The 21,483-nt window shown below is 37.1% G+C and carries 24 protein-coding genes; 12 read left to right on the top strand and 12 right to left on the bottom strand.

Annotated elements, in window-relative coordinates; all coding sequences use genetic code 11:
• Window positions 1-14 precede the first annotated feature (14 nt).
• Both H6F62_RS02635 and H6F62_RS02640 read left to right on the top strand, forming a co-directional pair.
• The gene (locus tag H6F62_RS02635; RefSeq protein ID WP_137909250.1) at window positions 15-788 is read left to right on the top strand and encodes a DUF1350 family protein; all 774 of its coding nucleotides are present in this window, start codon (window positions 15-17) and stop codon (window positions 786-788) included.
• A 383-nt stretch (window positions 789-1,171) separates the two neighbouring features.
• Window positions 1,172-2,308 carry a SpoIIE family protein phosphatase gene (locus H6F62_RS02640; RefSeq protein ID WP_137909249.1) on the top strand — a complete coding sequence of 379 codons (1,137 nt, stop codon included), beginning with the start codon at window positions 1,172-1,174 and terminating at the stop codon, window positions 2,306-2,308.
• On the opposite strand, the gene H6F62_RS02645 is transcribed toward H6F62_RS02640, so the two are convergent.
• Both H6F62_RS02645 and grpE read right to left on the bottom strand, forming a co-directional pair.
• Window positions 2,309-2,635 carry an STAS domain-containing protein gene (locus H6F62_RS02645; protein ID WP_137909248.1) on the bottom strand — a complete coding sequence of 109 codons (327 nt, stop codon included), beginning with the start codon at window positions 2,633-2,635 and terminating at the stop codon, window positions 2,309-2,311. It abuts the gene before it with no gap.
• Window positions 2,636-2,842: 207 nt separating this feature from the next.
• Window positions 2,843-3,511, bottom strand: coding sequence for a nucleotide exchange factor GrpE (gene grpE, locus H6F62_RS02650; protein ID WP_190371269.1), 669 nt, complete (start codon window positions 3,509-3,511; stop codon window positions 2,843-2,845).
• Window positions 3,512-3,777: 266 nt separating this feature from the next.
• Here grpE and H6F62_RS02655 point away from each other — a divergent pair, with 266 nt between their 5' ends.
• Window positions 3,778-5,367 carry a SpoIID/LytB domain-containing protein gene (locus H6F62_RS02655; protein WP_190371270.1) on the top strand — a complete coding sequence of 530 codons (1,590 nt, stop codon included), beginning with the start codon at window positions 3,778-3,780 and terminating at the stop codon, window positions 5,365-5,367.
• A gap of 86 nt (window positions 5,368-5,453) precedes the next feature.
• Here the strand turns inward: H6F62_RS02655 and H6F62_RS02660 are convergent, their stop codons facing one another.
• A complete protein-coding gene (locus H6F62_RS02660) occupies window positions 5,454-5,753 on the bottom strand; it encodes a ferredoxin (RefSeq protein WP_190371271.1) in 300 nt (99 codons plus the stop codon).
• Window positions 5,754-6,176: 423 nt separating this feature from the next.
• Window positions 6,177-6,476 carry a ferredoxin gene (locus H6F62_RS02665; protein WP_137909245.1) on the bottom strand — a complete coding sequence of 100 codons (300 nt, stop codon included), beginning with the start codon at window positions 6,474-6,476 and terminating at the stop codon, window positions 6,177-6,179.
• Window positions 6,477-6,823: 347 nt separating this feature from the next.
• Between H6F62_RS02665 and H6F62_RS02670 the strand changes: the two genes are divergently transcribed.
• Together H6F62_RS02670 and map are read left to right on the top strand one after the other, a co-directional pair.
• The gene (locus H6F62_RS02670) at window positions 6,824-7,822 is read left to right on the top strand and encodes a Gfo/Idh/MocA family oxidoreductase (RefSeq protein WP_190371272.1); all 999 of its coding nucleotides are present in this window, start codon (window positions 6,824-6,826) and stop codon (window positions 7,820-7,822) included.
• Between the two features lie 11 nt (window positions 7,823-7,833).
• Entirely contained in the window at window positions 7,834-8,601 is a 768-nt protein-coding gene (gene map, locus H6F62_RS02675) for a type I methionyl aminopeptidase (protein ID WP_137909243.1), read from the top strand.
• A 96-nt stretch (window positions 8,602-8,697) separates the two neighbouring features.
• Here map and H6F62_RS02680 read toward each other — a convergent pair whose 3' ends face one another.
• Together H6F62_RS02680 and H6F62_RS02685 are read right to left on the bottom strand one after the other, a co-directional pair.
• The gene (locus tag H6F62_RS02680) at window positions 8,698-9,141 is read right to left on the bottom strand and encodes a protease inhibitor I42 family protein (RefSeq protein ID WP_190371273.1); all 444 of its coding nucleotides are present in this window, start codon (window positions 9,139-9,141) and stop codon (window positions 8,698-8,700) included.
• 30 nt (window positions 9,142-9,171) lie between these two features.
• Window positions 9,172-10,497 (bottom strand): pentapeptide repeat-containing protein, encoded by a 1,326-nt coding sequence (locus tag H6F62_RS02685; RefSeq protein ID WP_137909241.1) that lies wholly within the window; start codon window positions 10,495-10,497, stop codon window positions 9,172-9,174.
• 501 nt (window positions 10,498-10,998) lie between these two features.
• Here H6F62_RS02685 and H6F62_RS02690 point away from each other — a divergent pair.
• The 5 genes from H6F62_RS02690 (at window position 10,999) to H6F62_RS02710 (ending at window position 14,807) form a co-directional block, all read left to right on the top strand.
• Window positions 10,999-11,742, top strand: coding sequence for a tetratricopeptide repeat protein (locus H6F62_RS02690; protein WP_137909240.1), 744 nt, complete (start codon window positions 10,999-11,001; stop codon window positions 11,740-11,742).
• Window positions 11,743-11,869: 127 nt separating this feature from the next.
• On the top strand, window positions 11,870-12,532 hold the full coding sequence (locus H6F62_RS02695) for a cadmium resistance transporter (protein WP_190371274.1): 663 nt from the start codon (window positions 11,870-11,872) through the stop codon (window positions 12,530-12,532).
• A gap of 56 nt (window positions 12,533-12,588) precedes the next feature.
• Window positions 12,589-13,308, top strand: a complete 720-nt coding sequence (locus H6F62_RS02700; RefSeq protein WP_190371275.1) for a 16S rRNA (uracil(1498)-N(3))-methyltransferase — start codon at window positions 12,589-12,591, stop codon at window positions 13,306-13,308.
• A complete protein-coding gene (locus tag H6F62_RS02705; RefSeq protein WP_190371276.1) occupies window positions 13,305-13,928 on the top strand; it encodes a TIGR04282 family arsenosugar biosynthesis glycosyltransferase in 624 nt (207 codons plus the stop codon). The genes H6F62_RS02700 and H6F62_RS02705 overlap by 4 nt, the downstream gene beginning before the upstream one ends.
• Window positions 13,929-14,048: 120 nt before the next feature.
• Window positions 14,049-14,807: a WecB/TagA/CpsF family glycosyltransferase gene (locus H6F62_RS02710; RefSeq protein ID WP_137909236.1), complete on the top strand. Its 759-nt coding sequence runs from the start codon at window positions 14,049-14,051 to the stop codon at window positions 14,805-14,807.
• A 76-nt stretch (window positions 14,808-14,883) separates the two neighbouring features.
• Here H6F62_RS02710 and cobM read toward each other — a convergent pair whose 3' ends face one another.
• A complete protein-coding gene (cobM, locus tag H6F62_RS02715; RefSeq protein WP_190371277.1) occupies window positions 14,884-15,705 on the bottom strand; it encodes a precorrin-4 C(11)-methyltransferase in 822 nt (273 codons plus the stop codon).
• Between the two features lie 152 nt (window positions 15,706-15,857).
• Entirely contained in the window at window positions 15,858-16,718 is an 861-nt protein-coding gene (gene lgt / locus H6F62_RS02720; protein ID WP_137909234.1) for a prolipoprotein diacylglyceryl transferase, read from the bottom strand.
• A 359-nt stretch (window positions 16,719-17,077) separates the two neighbouring features.
• Between lgt and coaD the strand changes: the two genes are divergently transcribed.
• Both coaD and H6F62_RS02730 read left to right on the top strand, forming a co-directional pair.
• Window positions 17,078-17,614, top strand: a complete 537-nt coding sequence (coaD, locus tag H6F62_RS02725; RefSeq protein WP_137909233.1) for a pantetheine-phosphate adenylyltransferase — start codon at window positions 17,078-17,080, stop codon at window positions 17,612-17,614.
• Window positions 17,539-18,261 (top strand): DivIVA domain-containing protein, encoded by a 723-nt coding sequence (locus H6F62_RS02730; protein WP_190371278.1) that lies wholly within the window; start codon window positions 17,539-17,541, stop codon window positions 18,259-18,261. The genes coaD and H6F62_RS02730 overlap by 76 nt, the downstream gene beginning before the upstream one ends.
• A 379-nt stretch (window positions 18,262-18,640) precedes the next feature.
• On the opposite strand, the gene H6F62_RS02735 is transcribed toward H6F62_RS02730, so the two are convergent.
• From H6F62_RS02735 to H6F62_RS02750, 4 genes are all read right to left on the bottom strand, one after another.
• Window positions 18,641-18,802, bottom strand: a complete 162-nt coding sequence (locus H6F62_RS02735; RefSeq protein ID WP_137909231.1) for a type II toxin-antitoxin system HicA family toxin — start codon at window positions 18,800-18,802, stop codon at window positions 18,641-18,643.
• Window positions 18,799-19,002: a type II toxin-antitoxin system HicB family antitoxin gene (locus tag H6F62_RS02740; protein ID WP_137909230.1), complete on the bottom strand. Its 204-nt coding sequence runs from the start codon at window positions 19,000-19,002 to the stop codon at window positions 18,799-18,801. Before H6F62_RS02740 ends, H6F62_RS02735 begins: the two co-directional genes overlap by 4 nt.
• A 151-nt stretch (window positions 19,003-19,153) precedes the next feature.
• Window positions 19,154-19,447 carry a hypothetical protein gene (locus H6F62_RS02745; protein ID WP_137909254.1) on the bottom strand — a complete coding sequence of 98 codons (294 nt, stop codon included), beginning with the start codon at window positions 19,445-19,447 and terminating at the stop codon, window positions 19,154-19,156.
• An 805-nt stretch (window positions 19,448-20,252) separates the two neighbouring features.
• Complete coding sequence (locus H6F62_RS02750) at window positions 20,253-20,654, bottom strand: hypothetical protein (RefSeq protein WP_242025893.1); 402 nt, start codon at window positions 20,652-20,654, stop codon at window positions 20,253-20,255.
• Between the last annotated feature and the right edge of the window lie 829 nt (window positions 20,655-21,483).

The raw sequence follows: 21,483 nt of genomic DNA on the forward strand, positions 1-21,483 counted from the left end.
AATAAATTTTGGCAATGAACTGGCAAGAAATTAGAGGTAATTGGGTACTTATTCCGCGTCACCCCGTGGGGATTATCCACTTTTTAGGTGGTGCATTTGTAGCTACTTTACCACATTTGACCTATCGTTGGTTACTGGAACATCTCGCTGCTAAAGGATATGTAGTGATTGCGACACCTTTTGTAAACACATTGGATCATATAGCGATCGCCAAAAATGTATTAATTAACTTTGAACACACCCTAGAAAGGTTACAAGAATCAGGAGAAATACGGAAGATTTACCTTCCTACCTATGGAATAGGACATAGTATGGGTTGTAAACTCCATTTACTTATTGGTAGTCTTTTTTCAGTGCAACGTGCTGGTAATATTTTAATATCCTTTAATAACTTTACTGCGAATGAAGCTATACCCTTAGTAGAACAGTTAAATTCTCAATTAAATTCTCAATTAGACATTGAATTTACACCTACACCCGCAGAAACTAACCAAATAGTACAGGAAAGTTATCAAATTCGGCGGAATTTATTAATAAGATTTAATAAAGATACTCTAGATCAATCGGCAGACTTAACAAAAATTTTACAAAAACTCTTTCCCGATATGATAACAACACAAACTTTATCAGGAAATCATACTACACCTTTAGGACAAGATATTAAATGGCAACCTGGAAGTTCTTTCAGTCCTTTTGATGCTTTAGGACAATGGTTAAAACAAGAAGTTTATCGAGATTTAAATCAATTAAAACAAGTTATGCTATTCTGGTTAAATCCCCTTTCATGAGTCTGATTCAATGTTTTCAGCTTGTAAAAAGCCTTGATTCCTAGCTGAGATTTCGTGCCTCACCCTCAGAAATGCGTTGGGTTTTACTCCCCTCAAACCCAGCTCCAAAAAAGGCAAAGTTATTGTAATTGATATTTATTTAAACTGTCATTATATCTCAGGTTATTGCCATATAAATTACCCTAAATTTAAGTTAAGGAAAGATTTAAAATTCCTACTCTCTGTGTCTGAAGGGACTAGACTGTGACAGGACTTACGCAAAATATCTCTCCCTAAACCCCCATTTCTCTGTGTTCTCTGTGTCTGGAGTGGTTCGTTTATTCCGTAACTCATGGGTGTCGTCCTATGTGAGACAAATACATAATTTTATTCAGTAATATCCAATGTTTGAAATATTAGTAATTGATGATGATCGCTCCGTACAAATATTTCTCAAAAGAATATTAGAAAAACAAGGTTATGAAGTGATTACTGCTAGTACCGGAGAAGAAGGAATTTTAAAAACCTTGGATTCACCTCCATCCCTAATTATATGTGATTGGATTATGCCCGGGTTGAGTGGTTTAGAAGTGTGCGATCGCGTTAAAAAAGATCCCAGATTATCTACCACATTTTTTATTTTATTAACATCTTTAGATTCAGTCGCTAATCGAGTCAGGGGATTAGATGCTGGTGCTGATGATTTCATCACCAAACCTATTGAACAAAATGAGCTACAAGCAAGGGTCAGAGCCGGTTTACGTCTACATCAATTAAGTCAGGATTTACATAGCCAAAAGCTACTTTTAGAAACAGAATTAGCCGAGGCCACAGAATATGTAAAATCCCTTTTACCTCTACCTATAAATAACCCTTTGCGGGTCAAGTTTAAATTTTTGCCATCGCGGCAACTTGGTGGGGATTGTTTTGACTATAATTGGCTTGATCCTGATTCTTTGGCCATCTATTTGTTAGATGCTGCTGGCCATGGACTGAAAGCAACTTTACCCTCTATTTCTGTATTAAATCTATTACGTTCCCGCGCTCTCAAGGATTTAAATTACTATCAACCTAGCCAGGTTTTAGCGGCTTTAAACAATACCTTTCAAATGAATTATCAAAATGATAAGTATTTGACAATTTGGTATGGAGTTTATAATCGAGTTAGTCGTCAGTTAACATACTCTAGTGCTGGCCATCCACCAGCAATTATTGTTGCTGGGAACTCCCCTATTAACACAGAAGTAAAAAGATTAAAAACTCCGGGAATGCCGGTGGGGATGTTTCCTGAAGCCAAGTATGTTGATGCTTCTTGTTATATTGAAAAATCTAGCATCCTTTATATTTTTAGTGATGGTGCTTATGAAATTACTCAACCAGATGGTACTCTTTGGAGTTTAGAAGGTTTAATTCAGATTTTCATTAGCTTACAGTATTCTGTTGAGAACCAACTTGATTATATACTGGATTATTTAATTAACTTAAACTCCAAAGAGACATTTGAGGATGATTTATCTATTCTCCAAGTCAAATTTGATTAATTAACTGGCAGAAACTAAAAGATTTTCAAATGCTTCTTGACTGGGAACAATTGTAAATTTATTATCCATACCAGTTAATTCAAATAGCATCTTAACTTGCTCATTAGTTGAACAAATAACCATCTTGATCCCAGCTGCTTCCAACATTTTAAATGTGACAACTAGAGTCCCTAAACCAAAACTATCCATAAAGGTGACACTATGACAATCAATCAACACAATTTTGATGCCACTAGCAATCACCTCTTGAATATTTTCATGAAATTCTGATGAGGTACTAGCATTAAAGTTACCGCTGATGACAACCACTTTTACCTGCTGATTCATAATATCCTAATCTTGATTTAATTTAAGAATGTTCTGATTGTGATGTTGTTATTATATACTAAATATTTAGATAATATAAAAAATATTTAGTCTATTTATTCAACAAAAACATCAAGTGTTATTTAATTAAGAATACATGAAAGTTTCTGAAAAATAAAACAAGAAACTTCAATATTTTCTGATCTATTTATCAACAGAAAATAAACTTTACATCGGACTTACCCTAGCTCGATATAGCAACTGATCATATTGCGTATAGCCTGTATAACGTACCTTAACGATCTCTCCTGGTTGTGCTGTTCCCTCCAGTAATTGATGCAATTGCGGATTATAGGGGATTTGATCACCCACAGAAGCGATCGCCCTCACACCCCAGGCCTGTAATAATGCCTCTAAAGGCTTATCTACCAAAGGTAATATTTTTACTGCTGCTAACTGGTGATCCTCCCTAGCTCTATAGGCCGCTGTTGGCCATTGTAGCAGCAGTGATTCTAATATTTGTAAACTTGACCGCTGAAATTCCTCTTGTAATAATTCCCTTTGTTGTAACATTGACAACGATATTCTTTTATGCTCATTTTGTAATTCTGTTATTTGTTGTAATAAGTCTATATTATAGTCTTCACGCTGAGTTTTTGCTGTTTTCAATGATAAACCCTGAACACCAAAAGTTTCTGCTAATTCACCCCCAGATATTTGCAAAACCTGTGATATTTTTAGTAATACCTCCACCCGCATCTGCCGAATTTTTCCCCTCCGTAACTGCAAAATTTGCCACTGGGAAACACCGGCAGCCAGACTCAAGGATTTAAAACTGGCAAAACCGACCTTTTGCATTAAATTTTGCAAATTCTGGGTGAAGTCAGCTTGGGACATGGATGACAAGGGATAAGGCATTGATAGCCATTATAACCTTTATATGACTTTATTCTTCTAGTCAACTTCCGAGCATCCAAGTAGTTTTTTTCATCTACCTGCATCCTTTGAGCATAATGACTTTTACAAAAGGCGTAATTGTATTCTAGAAGCGTATAAGCGAAAAACATATAAAAACATATAATTAGGTAATAGGCAAAAGGGTTTGAAACGGTTAATTATTCAAAATCTTGCCGATAGCATAAGGGTAATTAGAATTAGTCTTCATGAAAATATTTTTTTGGCATTCTTCCTACAGATTAATCACAACCCTGTGTTTATTGGGATTGACTGCTGCATCAGAACCAGTAAGCAAGAATCAGGATGTAGAATTAAAAATTGGCATTGTGCAGCGATTTGGGGCTAAACCCACCGACAAATTAGAATTAGCCCCCACAAAAGGCGATCGCTTAACATTGAAATTTGCCGTCGGTAATCAGCAGCAAACCTTAACTACCGACCAACCCATCCAGTTAACAACAGTCATGAGAACCTTGATCCAGCGGGAGATTAAGGAGGTATTAGTTTTGGGTGACTTCCGTACCTTTGAAACAGCCGAAGATAGCGCCAACTACTGGCGTTCCCAAGGTATAGAAGTAGAAATAGCCCAGCCAGAACGCTGGCAAGTATGGGCAAAACGGGACGTTTACAGCACTCCCTTAATTCGCCGTTTGCTATTACAAAGTATAAAAACATCTGGTGATCAAAATGCTTATTTAGCCACAAATATTCGCCAACAAGTACCAAAAATTACTTGGAATGTCAATGGTAAAAAGTACAGTCCAAATTATCTAGAAGTAAGTACAAGTAAAGATATAATTAAGGTCAAGGCAGGTAATCAAACCGAAACAACCCCCCAAAAAAACTTGAACTATGGGGGAAGAATGACTTTACAGCCCAATGCTTACGGGAATTACACCTTAGTCAATACAGTACCATTAGAAACCTATATCCGTGGAGTTTTACCCCATGAAATTGGTACAAACGCGCCAAAAGCAGCCCTAGAAGCACAAGCCATTATTGCTCGCACTTATGCCTTACGCAATGTCCGCAGATTTGCAGTAGATAACTATCAGTTATGTGCTGATACTCACTGTCAAGTTTATCAAGGACTCAGCGGAGTTGCTAAGAATACAGATCAAGCCATTGCCTCTACTAGAGGTCAGGTTCTTACTTATAAGAATGAAATAGTTGATGCTTTGTATTCTTCCACTACAGGTGGTGTAACTGCTAACTTTAGCGATATTTGGAATGGTGAAGACCGTCCGTATTTAAAACCAGTTATAGACGCTGCTAATAGTAATATTTGGAACTTGTCTAATCAGAATTTAGCAGATGATCAGAATTTCCAGAAATTTATCGCCCTGAAGGACGGATTTAATGAGAGTACATGGGATGTATTCCGTTGGCGCAGAGAAACTGATATCAATACAATTACCAAAGACTTGCAAAAATTTTTACGTGCTAAAAAAAGCCCTGACAGCAAATTCCAAACAATTCAGGCCATGTCTATCGTTCAACGCAGTCCCAGCGGCAGAATTTTAAAATTAGCTGTGAAAACAGATATCGGTATTTTTACTTTACAAAAAGATGAAGTTCGCAGTGCTTTTGCAGCACCCATTAGCACGCTTTTCTATATTGAACCTCTTAACAAAGGACAAAGGAATATTTGGGGATATGCTTTTATCGGTGGTGGCTTAGGACATGGCGTGGGTTTGAGTCAAACAGGCGCTCAGAATTTAGCCAAGTTAGGTTGGTCTAGCGCCAAGATTCTAGAATTTTATTATCCTGGCACTAAAATTAAAGGCAATAAGTAATTGGGGAATTGGTAGAAAATCTGACTCAGTAGCCCATCCCCAATCCCCGGACTGAATTATTATTGCAAATAGCTGATAGCTAAAGCTTAGTAGATGTCTTCTTCTTTATGGGTATAGATTTCAACATCAGAAGTAGGTCTAGCAACACAAGTCAAAACATATCCAGCTTCGATTTGATCATCATCTAAGAAAGATTGATCAGATTGGTCAACAGTACCGGATTTGATTTTACCCGCACAGGTTGAACAAGCGCCAGCGCGACAGGAGTAGGGTAAGTCTAATCCTTGATCTTCAGCAATATCTAGAATATATTCATCTTCGGGAACTTCAATAGTTGTGTCTAAACCTTCGGCTTCGTTGATAAGTCTCACTTTGTAAGTAGCCATTTAATTATCCTCTCTTGTGAAATCGGCAGTATAAGTTATTTTGATGCAAATCATAGGGCTATTCTCATAGAACCAGCCGCTGGTTTAAATTTGCTTCAATTCTGATACTAAGGGAAAAGTTACAATTTATAACAGAAAATCGCACCCGATTAGAAATGAAATTTATTTACAGAAGACTAATAAGTTTTTATTATCTAAAATCCTGTTTTAGATAGATGTCAAATTACATCTTGGTGAGTGGGACTGATGAAAATGCGCGGTACTGATAGAATGAGACGATATTTGTGAATGAAGTTGCTGCTATAGCTAACAACTGACTAAAATTAAAGGTAGCAAGAAATTGGGGAATTGGTAGTAACTCTGACTCAGTAGCTCCCAATCCCCGGACTCAATTCTTGTTGCTAATAGCCAGATAGCTAAGGCTTAGTAAAGGTCTTCTTCTTTGTGGGTTTGGATAGTAACATCAGAAGCAGGATAAGCAACACAAGTCAGAACATATCCAGCTTCGATTTGATCATCATCTAAGAAAGACTGATCAGATTGGTCAACTTTACCGGAAACGATTTTACCCGCACAGGTTGAACAAGCGCCAGCGCGACAGGAGTAGGGTAAGTCTAGACCAGCTTCTTCTGCTGCATCTAAAATATATACATCATCGTCAACATCAATAGTTTTGTTTAAACCTTCCTGTTCGTTGATAAGTGTCACTTTGTAAGTAGCCATTTAATTATCCTCTCTTGTGAAATCGGCTCTATAAGTTATTCTGATGCAAACAATAGGGCTATTTTGATAGAAGTAGCCGCTGGTTTAAATTTGCTTCAATTCTGATACTAAGGGAAAAGTTACAATTTATGACGGAAAATCAACCCCGATTAGAAATGAAATTTATTTACAGAAGACTAATAAGTTTTTGTTATATAAAGTCTTGACCTGGATAGATGTCAAACTGGACTTGACGAGTCAGGAATTATGATACTTATAAAATGGAGGTGTCAGACATTTCCTAATGCTGACCTGTTGATAAAATACTCATGGCATTAAACCCAAACATTGAAAACTGGTGATAAATCATGTATAATCATAGACCACCTTTATCCACAAATAGTCTGCGGGTGGGTTTAGTCGGTACCGGCTATGCTGCTAAACTTAGGGCTGAGGCATTGCGACAAGATCCGCGCAGTGATTTAATAGCTATAGCTGGTAATCCCCAAAGAACAGCCATTTTAGCCACAGAATACGCAATTGAGGCTATGAGTTCTTGGCAACAGCTAGTAGAACGGGAAGATTTGGATTTGGTGGTCTTATGCACTATTAATCAAGATCATGGCAAAATTGCCCGCGCTGCTTTGGAGAGGGGTAAGCACGTAATTGTTGAATATCCCCTGGCTTTAGATGTCAAGGAAGCCGAAGAACTAATTATTTTAGCAAAAACAGTCAATAAGCTATTGCACGTTGAACACATTGAATTATTGGGGGGTTGGCATCAAACGTTAAAACAACACTTATATCAACTGGGTGATTTGTTTTATGTTCGCCATAGTACCCTGAATCCCCAACAGCCAGCGCCGCGCAAATGGACTTATAATCATGAAATGTTTGGTTTTCCCTTAATTGGGGCTTTATCTCGATTAAATCGTCTGATTGATTTGTTTGGTGAAGTTTTTAGCGTTAACTGTCATCAACGATATTGGCAAATTGAACCAAATTATTACCAAACCTGTTTCTGTTCAGCCCAGTTGTGCTTTGACAGTGGTTTATTGGCACAGGTAGTTTATGGCAAGGGTGAAACTTTGTGGCAATCAGAACGTAAATTAGAGGTTCATGGTGAAAATGGGGGGATAATTCTCGATGGTGATACGGCAATGTTAATATTAGGCCAAGGAACGCAGTTAATTGAGGTGGGTACACGTCGGGGTTTATTTGCCAAAGATACAACTATGGTATTAGACTATTTATTTGATGCTAGTCCTTTATATATCACTCCAGAACAAAGCTTGTATGCCCTCAAGGTAGCAGATGCTACTTATAGAGCAGCAACGACTGGGTTAACTGTATTTTTAAAAGAGTAAATTAAAATTTGATGAAAACAGAAACTATAGTCATTTTATCCCAGCGGGAAATAGAAAAAATGCGTCGCGCTGGCCGCTTGGCCGCTAAATTGTTACAATATTTAGAACCTTTGGTGAAACCAGGAGTAAGTACCCTAGAATTGAATGATGAGGCGGAAAGATGGACGCAAAAGCATGGAGCAAAAAGCGCTCCTTTGGGTTATAAGGGTTATCCTAAGTCAATTTGTACTAGTGTAAATGAGGTAATTTGTCACGGTATTCCCAATGCTAAACAAATTCTCAAAGATGGGGACATTATTAATATAGACGTGACACCCATTCTGGACGGTTATCATGGTGATACATCAAAAACATTTCTGGTTGGTAGTCCTTCTCCAAAAGCCCAAAAATTAGTAGAAGTGACACAAAAGTGTCTAGAATTGGGAATCGCAGAGGTGAAACCAGGGGCGAAAATTGGGGATATTGGGGCGGCTATTCAAGAATATGCTGAGTCTTTCGGCTTTTCCGTGGTGCGGGATTTTGTCGGTCATGGAATTAGTAATGTTTTCCATACAGCACCCGATATTCCTCATTATGGCATTAGGGGTAGAGGTAAAAAACTTAGACCCGGTATGGTGTTTACTATTGAACCAATGATTAATGAAGGAACTTATGAGCCGGAAATGCTTAGTGACGGTTGGACTGCGGTAACCAAGGATCGCTTGCTTTCTGCCCAATTTGAACATACTATTGCTGTGACGGAGTCTGGGGTGGAAATTCTGACTTTACCAGAAAATTGATGATTTTTCTCACGCAGAGCCGCAGAAGACCAAAGAGAGGAGTTTGAGAAATTTTTTGGTTTTTATAGGTCAATTTACCAAGTCCAATTTTTTCTGTTAACGGATTTTGACTGTAATTTGATAGGTTTTGATGGGGGGAATATTTTTTTCCCAAGCCCGTGAATATTGGAGTTTTAGCTGGGTTGAACCGGAGTTTTGGGCTAAAAACCGAAAAACTTGATTTTCAGGTGATCCTACTAATTTGACTTTGGATTCTCCTGCTGCTGTTGGTAATGGTTCAAATACTGAATCTCCCAAGGGTTTGAGTTTTTGAGGATCATTTTTAATGATTTGCCAATTATAACCTGTTGATGGATTGGCTGATAATTTAATTATCAAAATTTTACCTTTTTCTAGGTTGATTTGTTTGTGATTGTTGCTATCGTTGATGGTTATTTCTGATTTAGAGGGCGGATTTTTGGCTGTGGTGCTAACTTGGGAAATAATACCCAAGGTAGTTAATAAGGAAAGAATTAAAAAAACTCGTTTAGTTACAGTCATGATTTCAACCTATTAATTGTCAATGTCCTCTTATCTACCTAATTTATTGGGAATTCCTTCACAACCTCCCGGAATGGTATTTCTGGTTTTTTCTCCACACCAAGCACAACAGTAGTAATGAGTAGCTGGGGACATTCTTTGTGCATTAGTGAAGTCAGCATTTTCAATAACTGCACCAGTGTGTTCCCCGGTTTCGTAGTTGGGTGGTTGAGTGCGACTGCGGGGAGATGCTTGTTCTACTAAACCATAAAATAGACGAACTCCGTTTAAATCGGTATTACTGAGATTGGCTTCATATAGTATTGTTCGGGAAAGGTTAGCTTTTACTAAGTCACAATTACTAAGATTAGCACGGACGAGATTGGCTTCACTTAAATCTGTCCAGCGTAAATCATTATCGGCTAGATCGGCACCTGCTAACATCACACCTAAGTCTATGACGCGCACTCCTTCCAAACGATCTTCAGCATAACCACCACTACCATCTAGAATAGCTCTTCCTAAACGGCGATCGCGTTGTAGGGGGGTAAGTAATTTAGAACGGGAGAGAAATCGCAGAATTTTGGCTTTACCACTACCATCTACACTACTGAATATAGCAGCAGTACGTCCTTCGGCGATCGCTCTTTCTTGCGGCCAGTCTTCTAATAATCCTTCTTCGTCCAATATTAGGTCAGAAACTCCTTGAAAGTAGGAGTCTATGGTTTGTTGTTGGGTAATGACGTTTTGCTGTACAGTTAGTAGGTTTTGTTGAATAGTTAGGTCTTTAGAAATTACATATTGTCGCCATGCTACATAAACGGCGATAATGGCAATGGCAATTTGTCCTAAAGCCCCAAACCATTCTGCTAAAGTACCAGAGGCTTCCCAATTAATTCTCTTTCCCCAAAGTAGTAGACTATGACCCAAATTAGTAAATCTGAATAAGCCAATTATTGCTACTATTACTCCTATAAAACCAACAAACACATTTCTATCTTGAGGTGAAAACCATTGTTGAATGATATCTTGCCACCAAGGGTAAAGTATCAATAGTGATAACAGCAAAGTTGCCAAAGTTCCCAAAATCCCCAGCCATGAGTTATTAATGACAATACTAATTAAAGTTATGGCCATGGACAAGCTAGTAAATAATAAAATCCTTGGGGTAATCAGGACTTGAATACGGGAATTGTCACTAAAAAAAGCAGAAATTTCTTTGAAAATATTTGTTTTCACGGAAGATTGTGCCGATACTTGTTTTTTCTCCGGTTCTACTTTTGTTAATGATTGATTACTTTCAGTAATTTCCAATTCATCTTCTTGATTTATCTGTGGGGAAGGTAGGTGGGATGAATCAGATTCATTAATAGTCATATTTTTTTCCTCCAATTAACTCACCATAAATTGAAACATAAATTGAAACATAAATTGAAACGCCGCGAAAACACTTGTATTAACAGTATTATACACTCCCGACCTTGGCTAAATGAGTTAGTGAGAAAATTTCCTGGCTGCAAAAGCAACAAATAGGTGATTTGATCACAGATCCTTGAGAATTTTTCTGTAGCATCACTCTTTGATATTTGTAAAACTGCTGATACTTGGAGCAAGCGTAAAAAAGTTTTTTAGTGAAAAGTAGGATTCAAGTCAGTAGAAGAAAGCAGAAAGCAGAAAGAGGAAAGAGGAATCATAAAAAGATAATTGATTTATGGAGGATGATTATGGTATTGTATGGGTAGTTTTTGAAAAGTTTATCGAAATCTTAATTTTAAATTTGCAGAATCAAAAAATAATTGATAATAATTAGTTGATTTTGATACTGCTTTTAAATTACAATCAGTTCTAGGATCATTATATGAGTTTTGTAGGAGCAGTATGGTAATTTGGCGAAGCTTAATTGCCTCTAGTTTAATCAGTTTGATGATAATTGGCTGTAGTGACCCGGCAAATTATTCATCTGAAAATGCTAAACAAGTTGTTCAAGAAAGCAATGTTAATCAACTGATTACAGAAGTACAAGACAGTCAAAAGGCAGAAAATTTACTAATACAAGCTAATGGTTTATTAGATGCCCGTCGTTATCAAGAAGCTTTAGTATTCTATAATCGGGTGATAGCTATTAAAAATGATAGTGCGGAAACATGGGTAAATCGGGGAAATGCTTTGATTGCTTTACAACAGTACCCAGAAGCTGTAGAATCCTATGATAAAGCCATCGCAATTCGCCCAAATAAAGATGAAGCCTGGTATAATCGTGGTAATGCTTTAACAGCTTTACAACATTACGAAGAAGCCGTAAAATCTTATGATGAAGCGATCGCTATTGACCACAATAAACATGAAGCTTGGATTAATAGAGGAATTGCGTTGACAAAATTACAGCGCTACAAAGAGGCTTTAGCATCTTACAACCAAGCAACTACTATTCGTCCTAATTTGCATCAAGTTTACTATAATAAAGCTTGCAATTATGCCTTACAAAATAATTTAGAACTGACAATTGAAAACCTCAAGAAAGCTATCGAACTTTTCCCCAAAAAATATCAACAATTGGCGAAAAATGATAGAGATTTTGATAAAGTTCGGAATGAAAAACGGTTTCAGGAGTTATTACAATAAATATGACAACTGGGGTACAAACTTATCTGTGTTTGATGTCCGATTTCTGTAATTATAACCATGGGAAATGCTATAGTATTGACATATAACAGATACAGGTAACTGAGGAAATTTCCTTTAATTAATAATGAATAAGCTGGCTAATGTTTTTATCGAGGGGATAATTGCTTTTACTGTGACTAATATTGACGATATGATGATTCTACTACTATTGTTTTCGCAAATAGATAGTAATTTTCGTAAACGTCATATTTTCATTGGTCAATACCTCGGTTTTTTTGCCATTATTATGTTGAGTTTACCAGGATTTTTTGGCGGTTTATTCATACAGCGAGAATGGTTGGGATTATTAGGAATATTACCCATAGCTATTGGTATGAAACAACTGATTAATCAACAAACAGAAAGTACGGAAGTTCAGACAGTTAATCCTGATTTTCGACGGTTATTACACCCTAACCCTGTATTCTCTTTTTTCTTGAGCATTTTACACCCAAATACTTATCAGGTTGCGGCTATTACCATTGCTAATAGCGGTGACAATATTAGTGTTTATATACCTCTATTCGCGGGTCAAGATTTTGTTAGTTTAGGCATAATTATAGCTGTATTTTTAGCTATGGTAGGAGTTGGCTGTGGTATTGCTTATCTATTGACCAGTCAAGTTACTATTGGTTATATTTTAAGTCGCTATGGTCGGGCTATTATTCCCTTTATATTAATGGCCTTGGGGTTATTTATTCTGTACGACAGAGGCACATTTAAGCTACTAACTCAAATTGCTATTTAGAGATTGCTACTTTTACGGATTTTACATACAATGTAGTCTAAAAATTCATCTTAATCATGTCACAACTTCAGCGTATTACCATTAATCCCCAACAACTTCAAGAAAACCAACTTTTATTAACACCTCAACAGCAACATTATTTGCTGCGGGTGTTGCGGTTACGAGATGGTGATAAATTTATTGCTATGAATGGTATGGGTAAATGGTGGTTAACTAAGTTACAAGGAACACAAGGAGAGATTGTAGAAATACTAGAGGTAAAAACGGAATTACCTGTATCTATTACTTTAATGATGGCCTTACCAAAAGGGAATGGATTTGATGAGGTTATCCGCTGTTGTACGGAATTAGGTGTAACTTATATTGCTCCACTTTTAAGCGATCGCAGTTTATTAAATCCCAGTCCCCAAAAGCTAGAACGTTGGCGGCGCATAGCATCAGAGTCCGCTGAACAGTCAGAAAGAGCAGTGATTCCTACTATTCTAGAACCAGTAGCTTTTAAGACTGCTATAAATGAAAATACAGCCAGTCATAGTTATATCTGTGAAGCCCGTGGTGATTATCCTCACTTAAAGCAGGTGATAAATAATGCTAACACTGCAAGTGAGATCATTATTGCTATTGGACCAGAAGGGGGGTGGACAGATCAAGAGCTAGAAATAGCTGTAAGATCGGGATTTGTAGCCACTTCTCTGGGTTGTCGTATTCTCCGCGCAGTTACAGCGCCCATAGTTGCGATATCCTTAATAGCAGCAAATTTTGAATTAAGCCCTTGAAATCAGCAAAACAACATCTAATTCAACACCTAATTATTTTTACTCGTTATCCAGAACCAGGAAAAACAAAAACCCGGTTAATACCAGTTTTGGGTGATATTGGCGCTGCTAACTTGCAAAGACAGATGACTGAACAGACCATTTTGCAAGTTAAAGAATTACAAAATCTGATCAAATTATCTGTAGAAATACGTTTTACTGGTGGTAATTTAGAAAAAATGCGAAATTGGTTAGGAAATGACTGGTTATATCAATTTCAGGGTGAGGGAGATTTAGGTCAAAGAATGGAGCGATCGCTTGTAAATGCGTTTAATCAAACAGCAAAACAAGTAATTATCATTGGTACTGATTGTCCCGATTTAAACTCACAAATTTTACTAACTGCTTTTGAGAAATTGCAAGTTTTTAATCTTGTTCTAGGTCCAGCCATTGACGGTGGTTACTATTTAATTGGGTTACAAAAACCAGCAGCGGAATTATTTACAAATATCCAGTGGGGTACGGCTGAAGTATTTGCAAAAACACTAGAAATTGCGGAGAAATTGAATTTATCAATAGGTTATTTGCCATCTTTAGCAGATATTGATCGTCCAGAGGATCTTGAAAGTGAGTATGATTAGTTTCAGCCAAAAAGTAAATGATTAGAGGAGAAAATTATGATTATATTATTATGCATTGAGGGAAAAATTTGATAAAATAACCTAGAGAAAATATCAACCCCGTTTAATTTTCAAGAAACCATGTTTGAAATCCCTCCAGCATTTTCAGTATTAGGTTTACCAGTTCATGTTATGGATGATTATCCAGACTGGTTATTATATTCTTTAAAAGCAGGTAAAGGAACTCATGTAGTTACCCTTAATTCAGAAATGACCATACAAGCAGAAAAAAATCCCACCCTAGCAAATATTATTCAAAATGCTGAATTAGTAATTCCTGACGGTGCGGGAGTTGTGCTGTATTTACAGTATTTATTAGGGAAAAAAATACAACGTATTCCGGGAATTGAATTAGCAGAAAAACTGTTACAAACAGTTGCGCAAAAACAAATATCTGCGTCAATATTTTTCTATGGAGGCGCACCAGGAGTAGCCGTAAAAGCAGCAGATTTATGGAAACAAAAACTTCCGACACTAACTATATCAGGAACACATTCTGGTTATCATTCACCAGAAGAAGAACAAGAATTATTGCAAAGCCTCAGTCAACTACAGCCACAAATAATATTTGTTGGTTTAGGAGTTCCGCGTCAAGAATTATGGATTTCTAAAAATCGCCATTTATGTCCTAACTCAATTTGGATAGGTATTGGTGGTAGTTTTGATATTTGGTCAGGAACAAAAACACGCGCTCCCAACTGGTTAGCAAATAATAACTTAGAATGGCTATATAGATTATATCAAGAACCTTGGCGTTGGCGACGGATGTTAGCCCTACCAGAGTTCGTTTTTAAATCCTTAATTTACAGCAGTTTTGGGGCAAAAGTGCTAGAAAAATGATTAATAATCTGTAGCAAGATGGATAAAAATTTGCTATTTGACAAACCTCCAAATTTGTGTAGAGAATCAACAAAATCTAAAATCCAGAATCCCGATGTGATGAACGGAATAAATGGTCATGTTGAGGATGATATAAACGGGAGCGTCCGGTTACTGGTAAAAGTGCTGGACTGATTACATAAAGTGTAGTTCTTTGTAATTTTTCTTCATGAGTACAAGCGGTCATTTGTGCTAAAGTAACAACGCGGATTTTTTCATCCGGCCAGCCTAAGCGATAGCAAATTGCTACGGGAGTCTCTGGATTATAATGTTCTAACAACTGAGTTTGTGCTTCAGTGATATGATGGACACTCAGATATAAACATAAGCTGGCCTGATGTGCTGCTAAACTGGCTAATTCTTCCCTAGCAGGAACATAAGTGCGGCCACTAATACGAGTGAGGATAATAGTTTGTACCAAACCAGGAACAGTTAACTCAATTTTCAATTTAGCTGCGGCTGCTTGAAAAGCGCTGATACCGGGAATAACTTCAAAAGGAATATTAGCTGCTGCTAATAGCTGCATTTGTTCATGAATAGCGCTATAGAGACTAGGATCACCAGAATGCAGTCTCACGACGGATTTATGGGCTACTACGGCATCAATCATCAGTGGTAAAATTTCTTCTAGAGTCCGATTTGCCGTTTTGATAATTTCCGCATCTGGACGACAAACAGCTAAAATCTGTTCAGGAATCAAAGAATCTGCAAATAAAATCACATCAGCCCTAGCCAACAACTTTTGCGCTCTAACCGTTAATAAATCGGGATCTCCCGGTCCTGCCCCCACAATATAAACTGCTGGATTTAGGGGATTTTGGTAGTCATTAACACTTAAATTACTCGTATATTCCTTCATTAACTTTGCTCTGAAAAACTCCGACAAAAAACTTTTGGCAAATCCTTCAGTACCCTTCCGGATTCACTACTTTTGAGTTGTAGAAATAGATGGTAGATGCACCCTGGTTAAGCCCTGGAGATTAATTACTCTGGGGCATTTTTTATTTTTAGTTAATCTCCTTTGAAAGAGGAAACAACATCAGGTAAAGGACGCTTGAGTACATACAGCCAAGCTAAACCAACCAGTCCTAAAAACATTCCTCCTAAACTGACCATTTGTGCCATTCGTAAAGGTCCTAGCATTAAGCTATCCATGCGTAAACCTTCAATCCAAAACCGCCCGAAGCTGTAGGCTACCGAGTAAACTAAAAATAAAGTCCCTACTTTCAAACGTGGTTTTTGAGATAAAGCCCGAAAAAACAAAGTTAGCAATAGTGCAAAAACCATGAAATTCCACAAAGATTCATAGAGAAAAGTGGGATGAAAATATTCAAAATTAACTAAATCCAAAGGACGACGTTCTGGGGGAATATACAACTTCCAAGGCAAATTAGTGGGACGGCCAAAGGCTTCCGAGTTGAAAAAATTCCCCCACCGGCCAATTGCTTGCCCTAAAATCAAAGAAGGTGCGACTAAATCAGTTAATTGCCAAAAAGATATTTGATTAAGTTTAGCAAAAATCAACGCCGCGACGACACCGCCAAGAATTGCCCCATGAATAGCAATACCTCCTTCCCAAATGGCAATGATCTTTTCTGGGTGTTGAGAATATTCTGACCATTGAAATAAGACATAATAGAGCCTAGCTGCGGGAATAGAGGCAATTACCAGCCAAATTGATAAATCATTGAGTAAATCTGGGTTAACGTGACGACGTTTGGCCAGATATTGGGAAAGGGTGACACCAATTAAGACAGCAGTGGCAATTAATAACCCATACCAGCGAATAACAATTGGTCCGAGTTTAACTATAATCGGACCGGGAGAAGTAAATTGAAACCCCAAGGGCAAAATCGAAAAATCTACTACCATGGAAAATTATCTATAGGAATATGAAATCTACAAAGACAAAGACAATAATAAAGCAATCTTGCAATAGGCAATCTTGCAAGAGGTTTTCAGCGATTTTACCTTTCTTTACACAGTTTGGTTTTATTGTGTTAACTTACTTAAGTAGGTTAGCGTTAAAAATTGTCGTTATGACAAGGGAACAGGGAACTCTTAACTGGGAAGAGGTTTTGGGCAACTTTACTTTTCGTTACTTATGTCGGTTTTTTTCCATTCACCTACTTAGTCACTAATTGCCAATCATGAAGCATGAGATGTTAGACTTAACTAAGTTATGGAAAAAAGCTGTTAGTTTATTTAATATTTAGACCTAAAATAACATTGTGATTGCTATTTATCCTGGTAGTTTTGATCCCATCACCTTGGGACACTTAGACCTAATTCAGCGTAGTAGTCGCCTGTTTGAACAGGTGATAGTTGCCGTCCTTCGCAATCCAAATAAGATACCATTATTTACAGTCGAGCAAAGATTAGAACAAATTTGTATAGCTACAAAACATTTACCAAATGTAGGAGTAGACAGTTTTGATGGTTTAACTGTAGAATATGCTCAAATGCAACAAGCACAAATTTTGTTGCGGGGGTTAAGAGCGGTATCTGATTTTGAAATTGAGCTACAAATGGCTCATACCAATAAAACACTGTCTACTCAGATTGAGACAGTTTTTCTAGCGACATCAAATGAGTATAGTTTTTTAAGTAGTAGTGTGGTAAGAGAGATTGCCCGGTTTGGTGGCTCTGTTGATCATCTTGTTCCCTCACACGTTGCCCGAGATATATACCAATGCTACAACCAAGTTCAATCTCTGCCCATGAGTCCAACCAAAACGGAAAAAATCCTACCCCACGGGAGTACGTAAAGGCAATCCCTCAAGACGGGACACTGCCAACACCTGGGGTAGATATTCAGCAAGAACTCAACCGCTTAGAGGACATAATTCTCTCTAGCATGAGGATTCCTTTAACGGGACGTACCCTAGTAGATGAAGATAAATTACTCGAACAACTTGATTTTATCCGCATATCTTTGCCGGCGGTTTTCCAGGAAGCATTAGATATTTTGGCACAAAAGGATGAAATTCTCTTAGAAGCCGAAGAATATGGACAACAGGTTGTAGACGTGGCCCAAGCCAAAAGGGCGCAAATTTTGGCTGAAAGTGATATTATCAAGCAAGCACAAAGGGAAGCTGACCAACTGCGGCGACAAGTCCAACAAGATTGTGAAGCGATGATGCAAGAAACTATCGCAGAGGTTGAGCGTAAGCGTCGCGCTTGTCAGCAAGAGTTAGAAGAAATGCGCCAAACTGCAATTGCTCAAGCTCAAGAGATTGAAGATGGTGCTGATAAATATGCTGATCATGTTTTGAGTAATATGGAACAGGATATTCAAGAAATGTTACAAATTATTACTAATGGTCGTAAACAATTACGTGGGGATAATCCACAGCGGACTGCCAATAATTCTCATAATTCTAAAAAGAGCTTTCCTAAGTCAACAACAAAATAAACAAAACTAATAATAGTTGTGGTGAATAAGGTGAATAAGGTGAATAAGGTGAATAAAATTATCAAAATCTTGTTATCAAAATCTTGCACGCAGTGAATAGTTGTAATCAGTTCACTTGAACATTATTCTTTGTAGGTTTCCGTTTCTCGTTCTAGCTTGATAGATATCATTTTTGTTTTCTGTAATGAATGGTTCTTGATATTTTATCTTCTATAATACCTCTAAAAATATGATCGCCCTGAACACATTCCTAAAAGCGATATCTAGAATAAGCTAAGGCTAACCTATGCTGTAGCCTACAGAACAAACATTAATTACAAATAATTACAAATAATTACAAATCATCTTCTACCAATTCAGCTATCTTCATGATTGATTTTCAAGTCCCAAGTTTTAAATCTTGATTTCTATGTACAGGAATAGAAATAATTTTACTTTCATCAGGTTTTTCATAAATATAGTGACTACCTGTAATTTTTTTGAGAATCCAGCCTTTTTTCTCAACAAGTTTACATAGTTTTTTCCCAGAAATTGATTTCATACTGCAATTTCAATCACTTGTGAGATTGGATCTGGTTTTTGAATTTCATTCGCTACTTCTAGCCAACCTTGTATAGCATCTTGAAGATTATTAATTACTTCTTCCATTGTATCCCCTTCTGTTATACAACCAGGAAGTGCAGGTACTTCAGCCCAGTAACCCCCTTCTTGGGCAGGATAAATAATAGCTTTAATTTTCATTGCTTTTACATTTGTAGTTGTTTACCTGAACAAATTTTAACAAATTAACTTGCAAAAATTTCTCCATTGAGAGCGAACTGACAAGTCAGGACTGGCGCGATCGCACCTTCACATCTCCCCACAAGCGCTTCCTAGGGAGCGCATCGCTTAACTACTGACGTGGTTTTTTCTTGGAAACCTTGAGTACAGGTAAAGGAGCAGTAGAAGACTGAGGTGGTAAATAATGTTGAACAACTAGCTCTTCTGGTAAAGACGGACGCTGCTGCATACGCCATAATTTAAAAGCAAAAGCCAACCCTGCTGTTGCTAAACCAAAGGTGAAGAGTGACCAACTATCATCCAACCCACCAATTAGAGCATCTATTACACCTACAGTTAACAATACACTAACTATAGGTTCTTTGCGGTAGGCTGACTTTAAAAAACGAGGTAATACAGCATTCATCACGGCTTACTTAGTTCCATTTAGTGGTTTTGTATAAATTTACTTGGAGTATTTCAACTACAAGTTGTTTGTTTCATCAAGGGCAAATAATAGCACAAACTATTGTAATCTTCCTGGGCAAAAAAGTGGGTACGGTAATTCGCACTCGGGGAGACTACTGTTTGTTCGGTTTCACTGATTATTTGATGATAGTTCTTCCTCGTCGTTTTTATTATAACATTTTTTTAATCAATTGTCAAGCCCTAATTCTACTTTTTTCGCGGGATTTGATGAGGAGATAAATTACAGCAAGTAGCTTTGAGTGAAGTACATTTTGTGCGGGCAAGACTTGTACTGAGATTGGTCGAAGTATGCCCGCACCACAAGAGTTTTATTATTAATATCTGTATTTTGTGAATATCGGGAACTGCTGTCACTATGAAGTGATGAAGGAGATGATGGTTAGGTGCGTTACGCAATGCTAACACACCCTAGGATGTTTTCTAATTATTTGATGATAGTTCTTCCTCGTCGTTTTTATGATAACATTTTTTTAATCAATTGTCAAGCCCTAATTCTGCTTTTTTCGCGGGATTTGATGGGGAGGTAAATTAACCACGAAGCAATGAAGGACATGATAGTTAGGTGCGTTACGCTTTGCTAACACACCCTAGGATCTTTTTTAATTATTTGATGATAGTTCTTCCTCGTCGGTTCTATGATAACATTTTTAAAATTAATTGTCAAGCCTTAATTCTGCTTTTTTGCGGGATTTGATGAGGAGGTAAATTAACCATGAGGTCATGAAGGAGATGACGGTTAGGTGCTACGATAAGTATTGTTCTGCTTCTAGCTTCAATTTATCTCCTTCCAAAAGCAACTGGTCAATATAATCTTTAATATCCATGTAAGGTTGTCTCAAGCTAATTTTTTCTGACTGAATAGCCCTTCTGGTACTTTGTCTTAATTGACCTGCTAATTTACGTTTACCAAATAAATCTAAAGCAACAGAGACGATGCTATCAGGGGTAGTTTGTGTAGCTTGTTGATTAATTTCTCGAATAGCTAAATTCACCTCTTTTTTAATAGCTCGTAGTTGTTTTTGAATTAAGCTGATATTTTTGACTTGTAATTTCACTGATTTTGGATGATCTAAAGTTAAAGTCATTTGTTGCTTTAGTTGATAAATTTGGAGTTGGGTTTCTTGTAAATCCATATTTACGACCATTTCTGTTAGCTACTGGGTTTAAGTCTTTTATTAATTGGTTTAACTTCACAACCAATAGCTTCATTACAGCGATTCCTAAATAGCGATCGCATTTTGTCTTTGGTTTAATGAACCTATACCACAATCTTTTAATTATTTAATGATAGTTCTTCCTCATCGGTTCTATGATAACATTTTTAAAATTAATTGTCAAGCCCTAATTCTACTTTTTTCGCGGGATTTGATGAAGAGATAAATTAACCACGAGGTCATGAAGGAAATGATAGTTAGGTGCGTTACGCTTCGCTAACACACCCTACGATGTTTTCTAGTTATTTGATGATAGTTCTTCCTCGTCTGTTCTATGATAACATTTTTAAAATTAATTGTCAAGCCCTAATTCTACTTTTTTCGCGGGATTTGATGAAGAGATAAATTAACCACGAGGTCATGAAGGATATTATCAGGTGCGTTACGCTACGATGTTTTCTTAATTATTTGATGATGGTTCTTCCTTATCGAGTCCAGGATAACATTTTTAAAATTAATTGTCAAGCCTTAATTCTGCTTTTTTCGCGGGATTTGATGAGGAGATAAATTAACCACGAGGTCATGAAGGATATTATCAGGTGCGTTACGCTTCGCTAATGCACCCTACGATCTGTTATTTTTGTAATTATTGACAAGTCGAGTATCTTGTTGTTCAGAAAAAACCTATGACATCATCAACACCAGAGAGTTTATCTAAATTCGTCCAATTTTGCAACCAATATATTACCGGACAGGAACGTAAAGAAGCACAAACTTTTCTTGACCGATTTTTTCGGGCTTTTGGTCATGAGGGTGCTTT

Origin of the sequence: Anabaena sp. FACHB-1391, from assembly GCF_014696755.1 — a bacterium.
GTDB classification, from domain to species: domain Bacteria; phylum Cyanobacteriota; class Cyanobacteriia; order Cyanobacteriales; family Nostocaceae; genus Dolichospermum; species Dolichospermum planctonicum.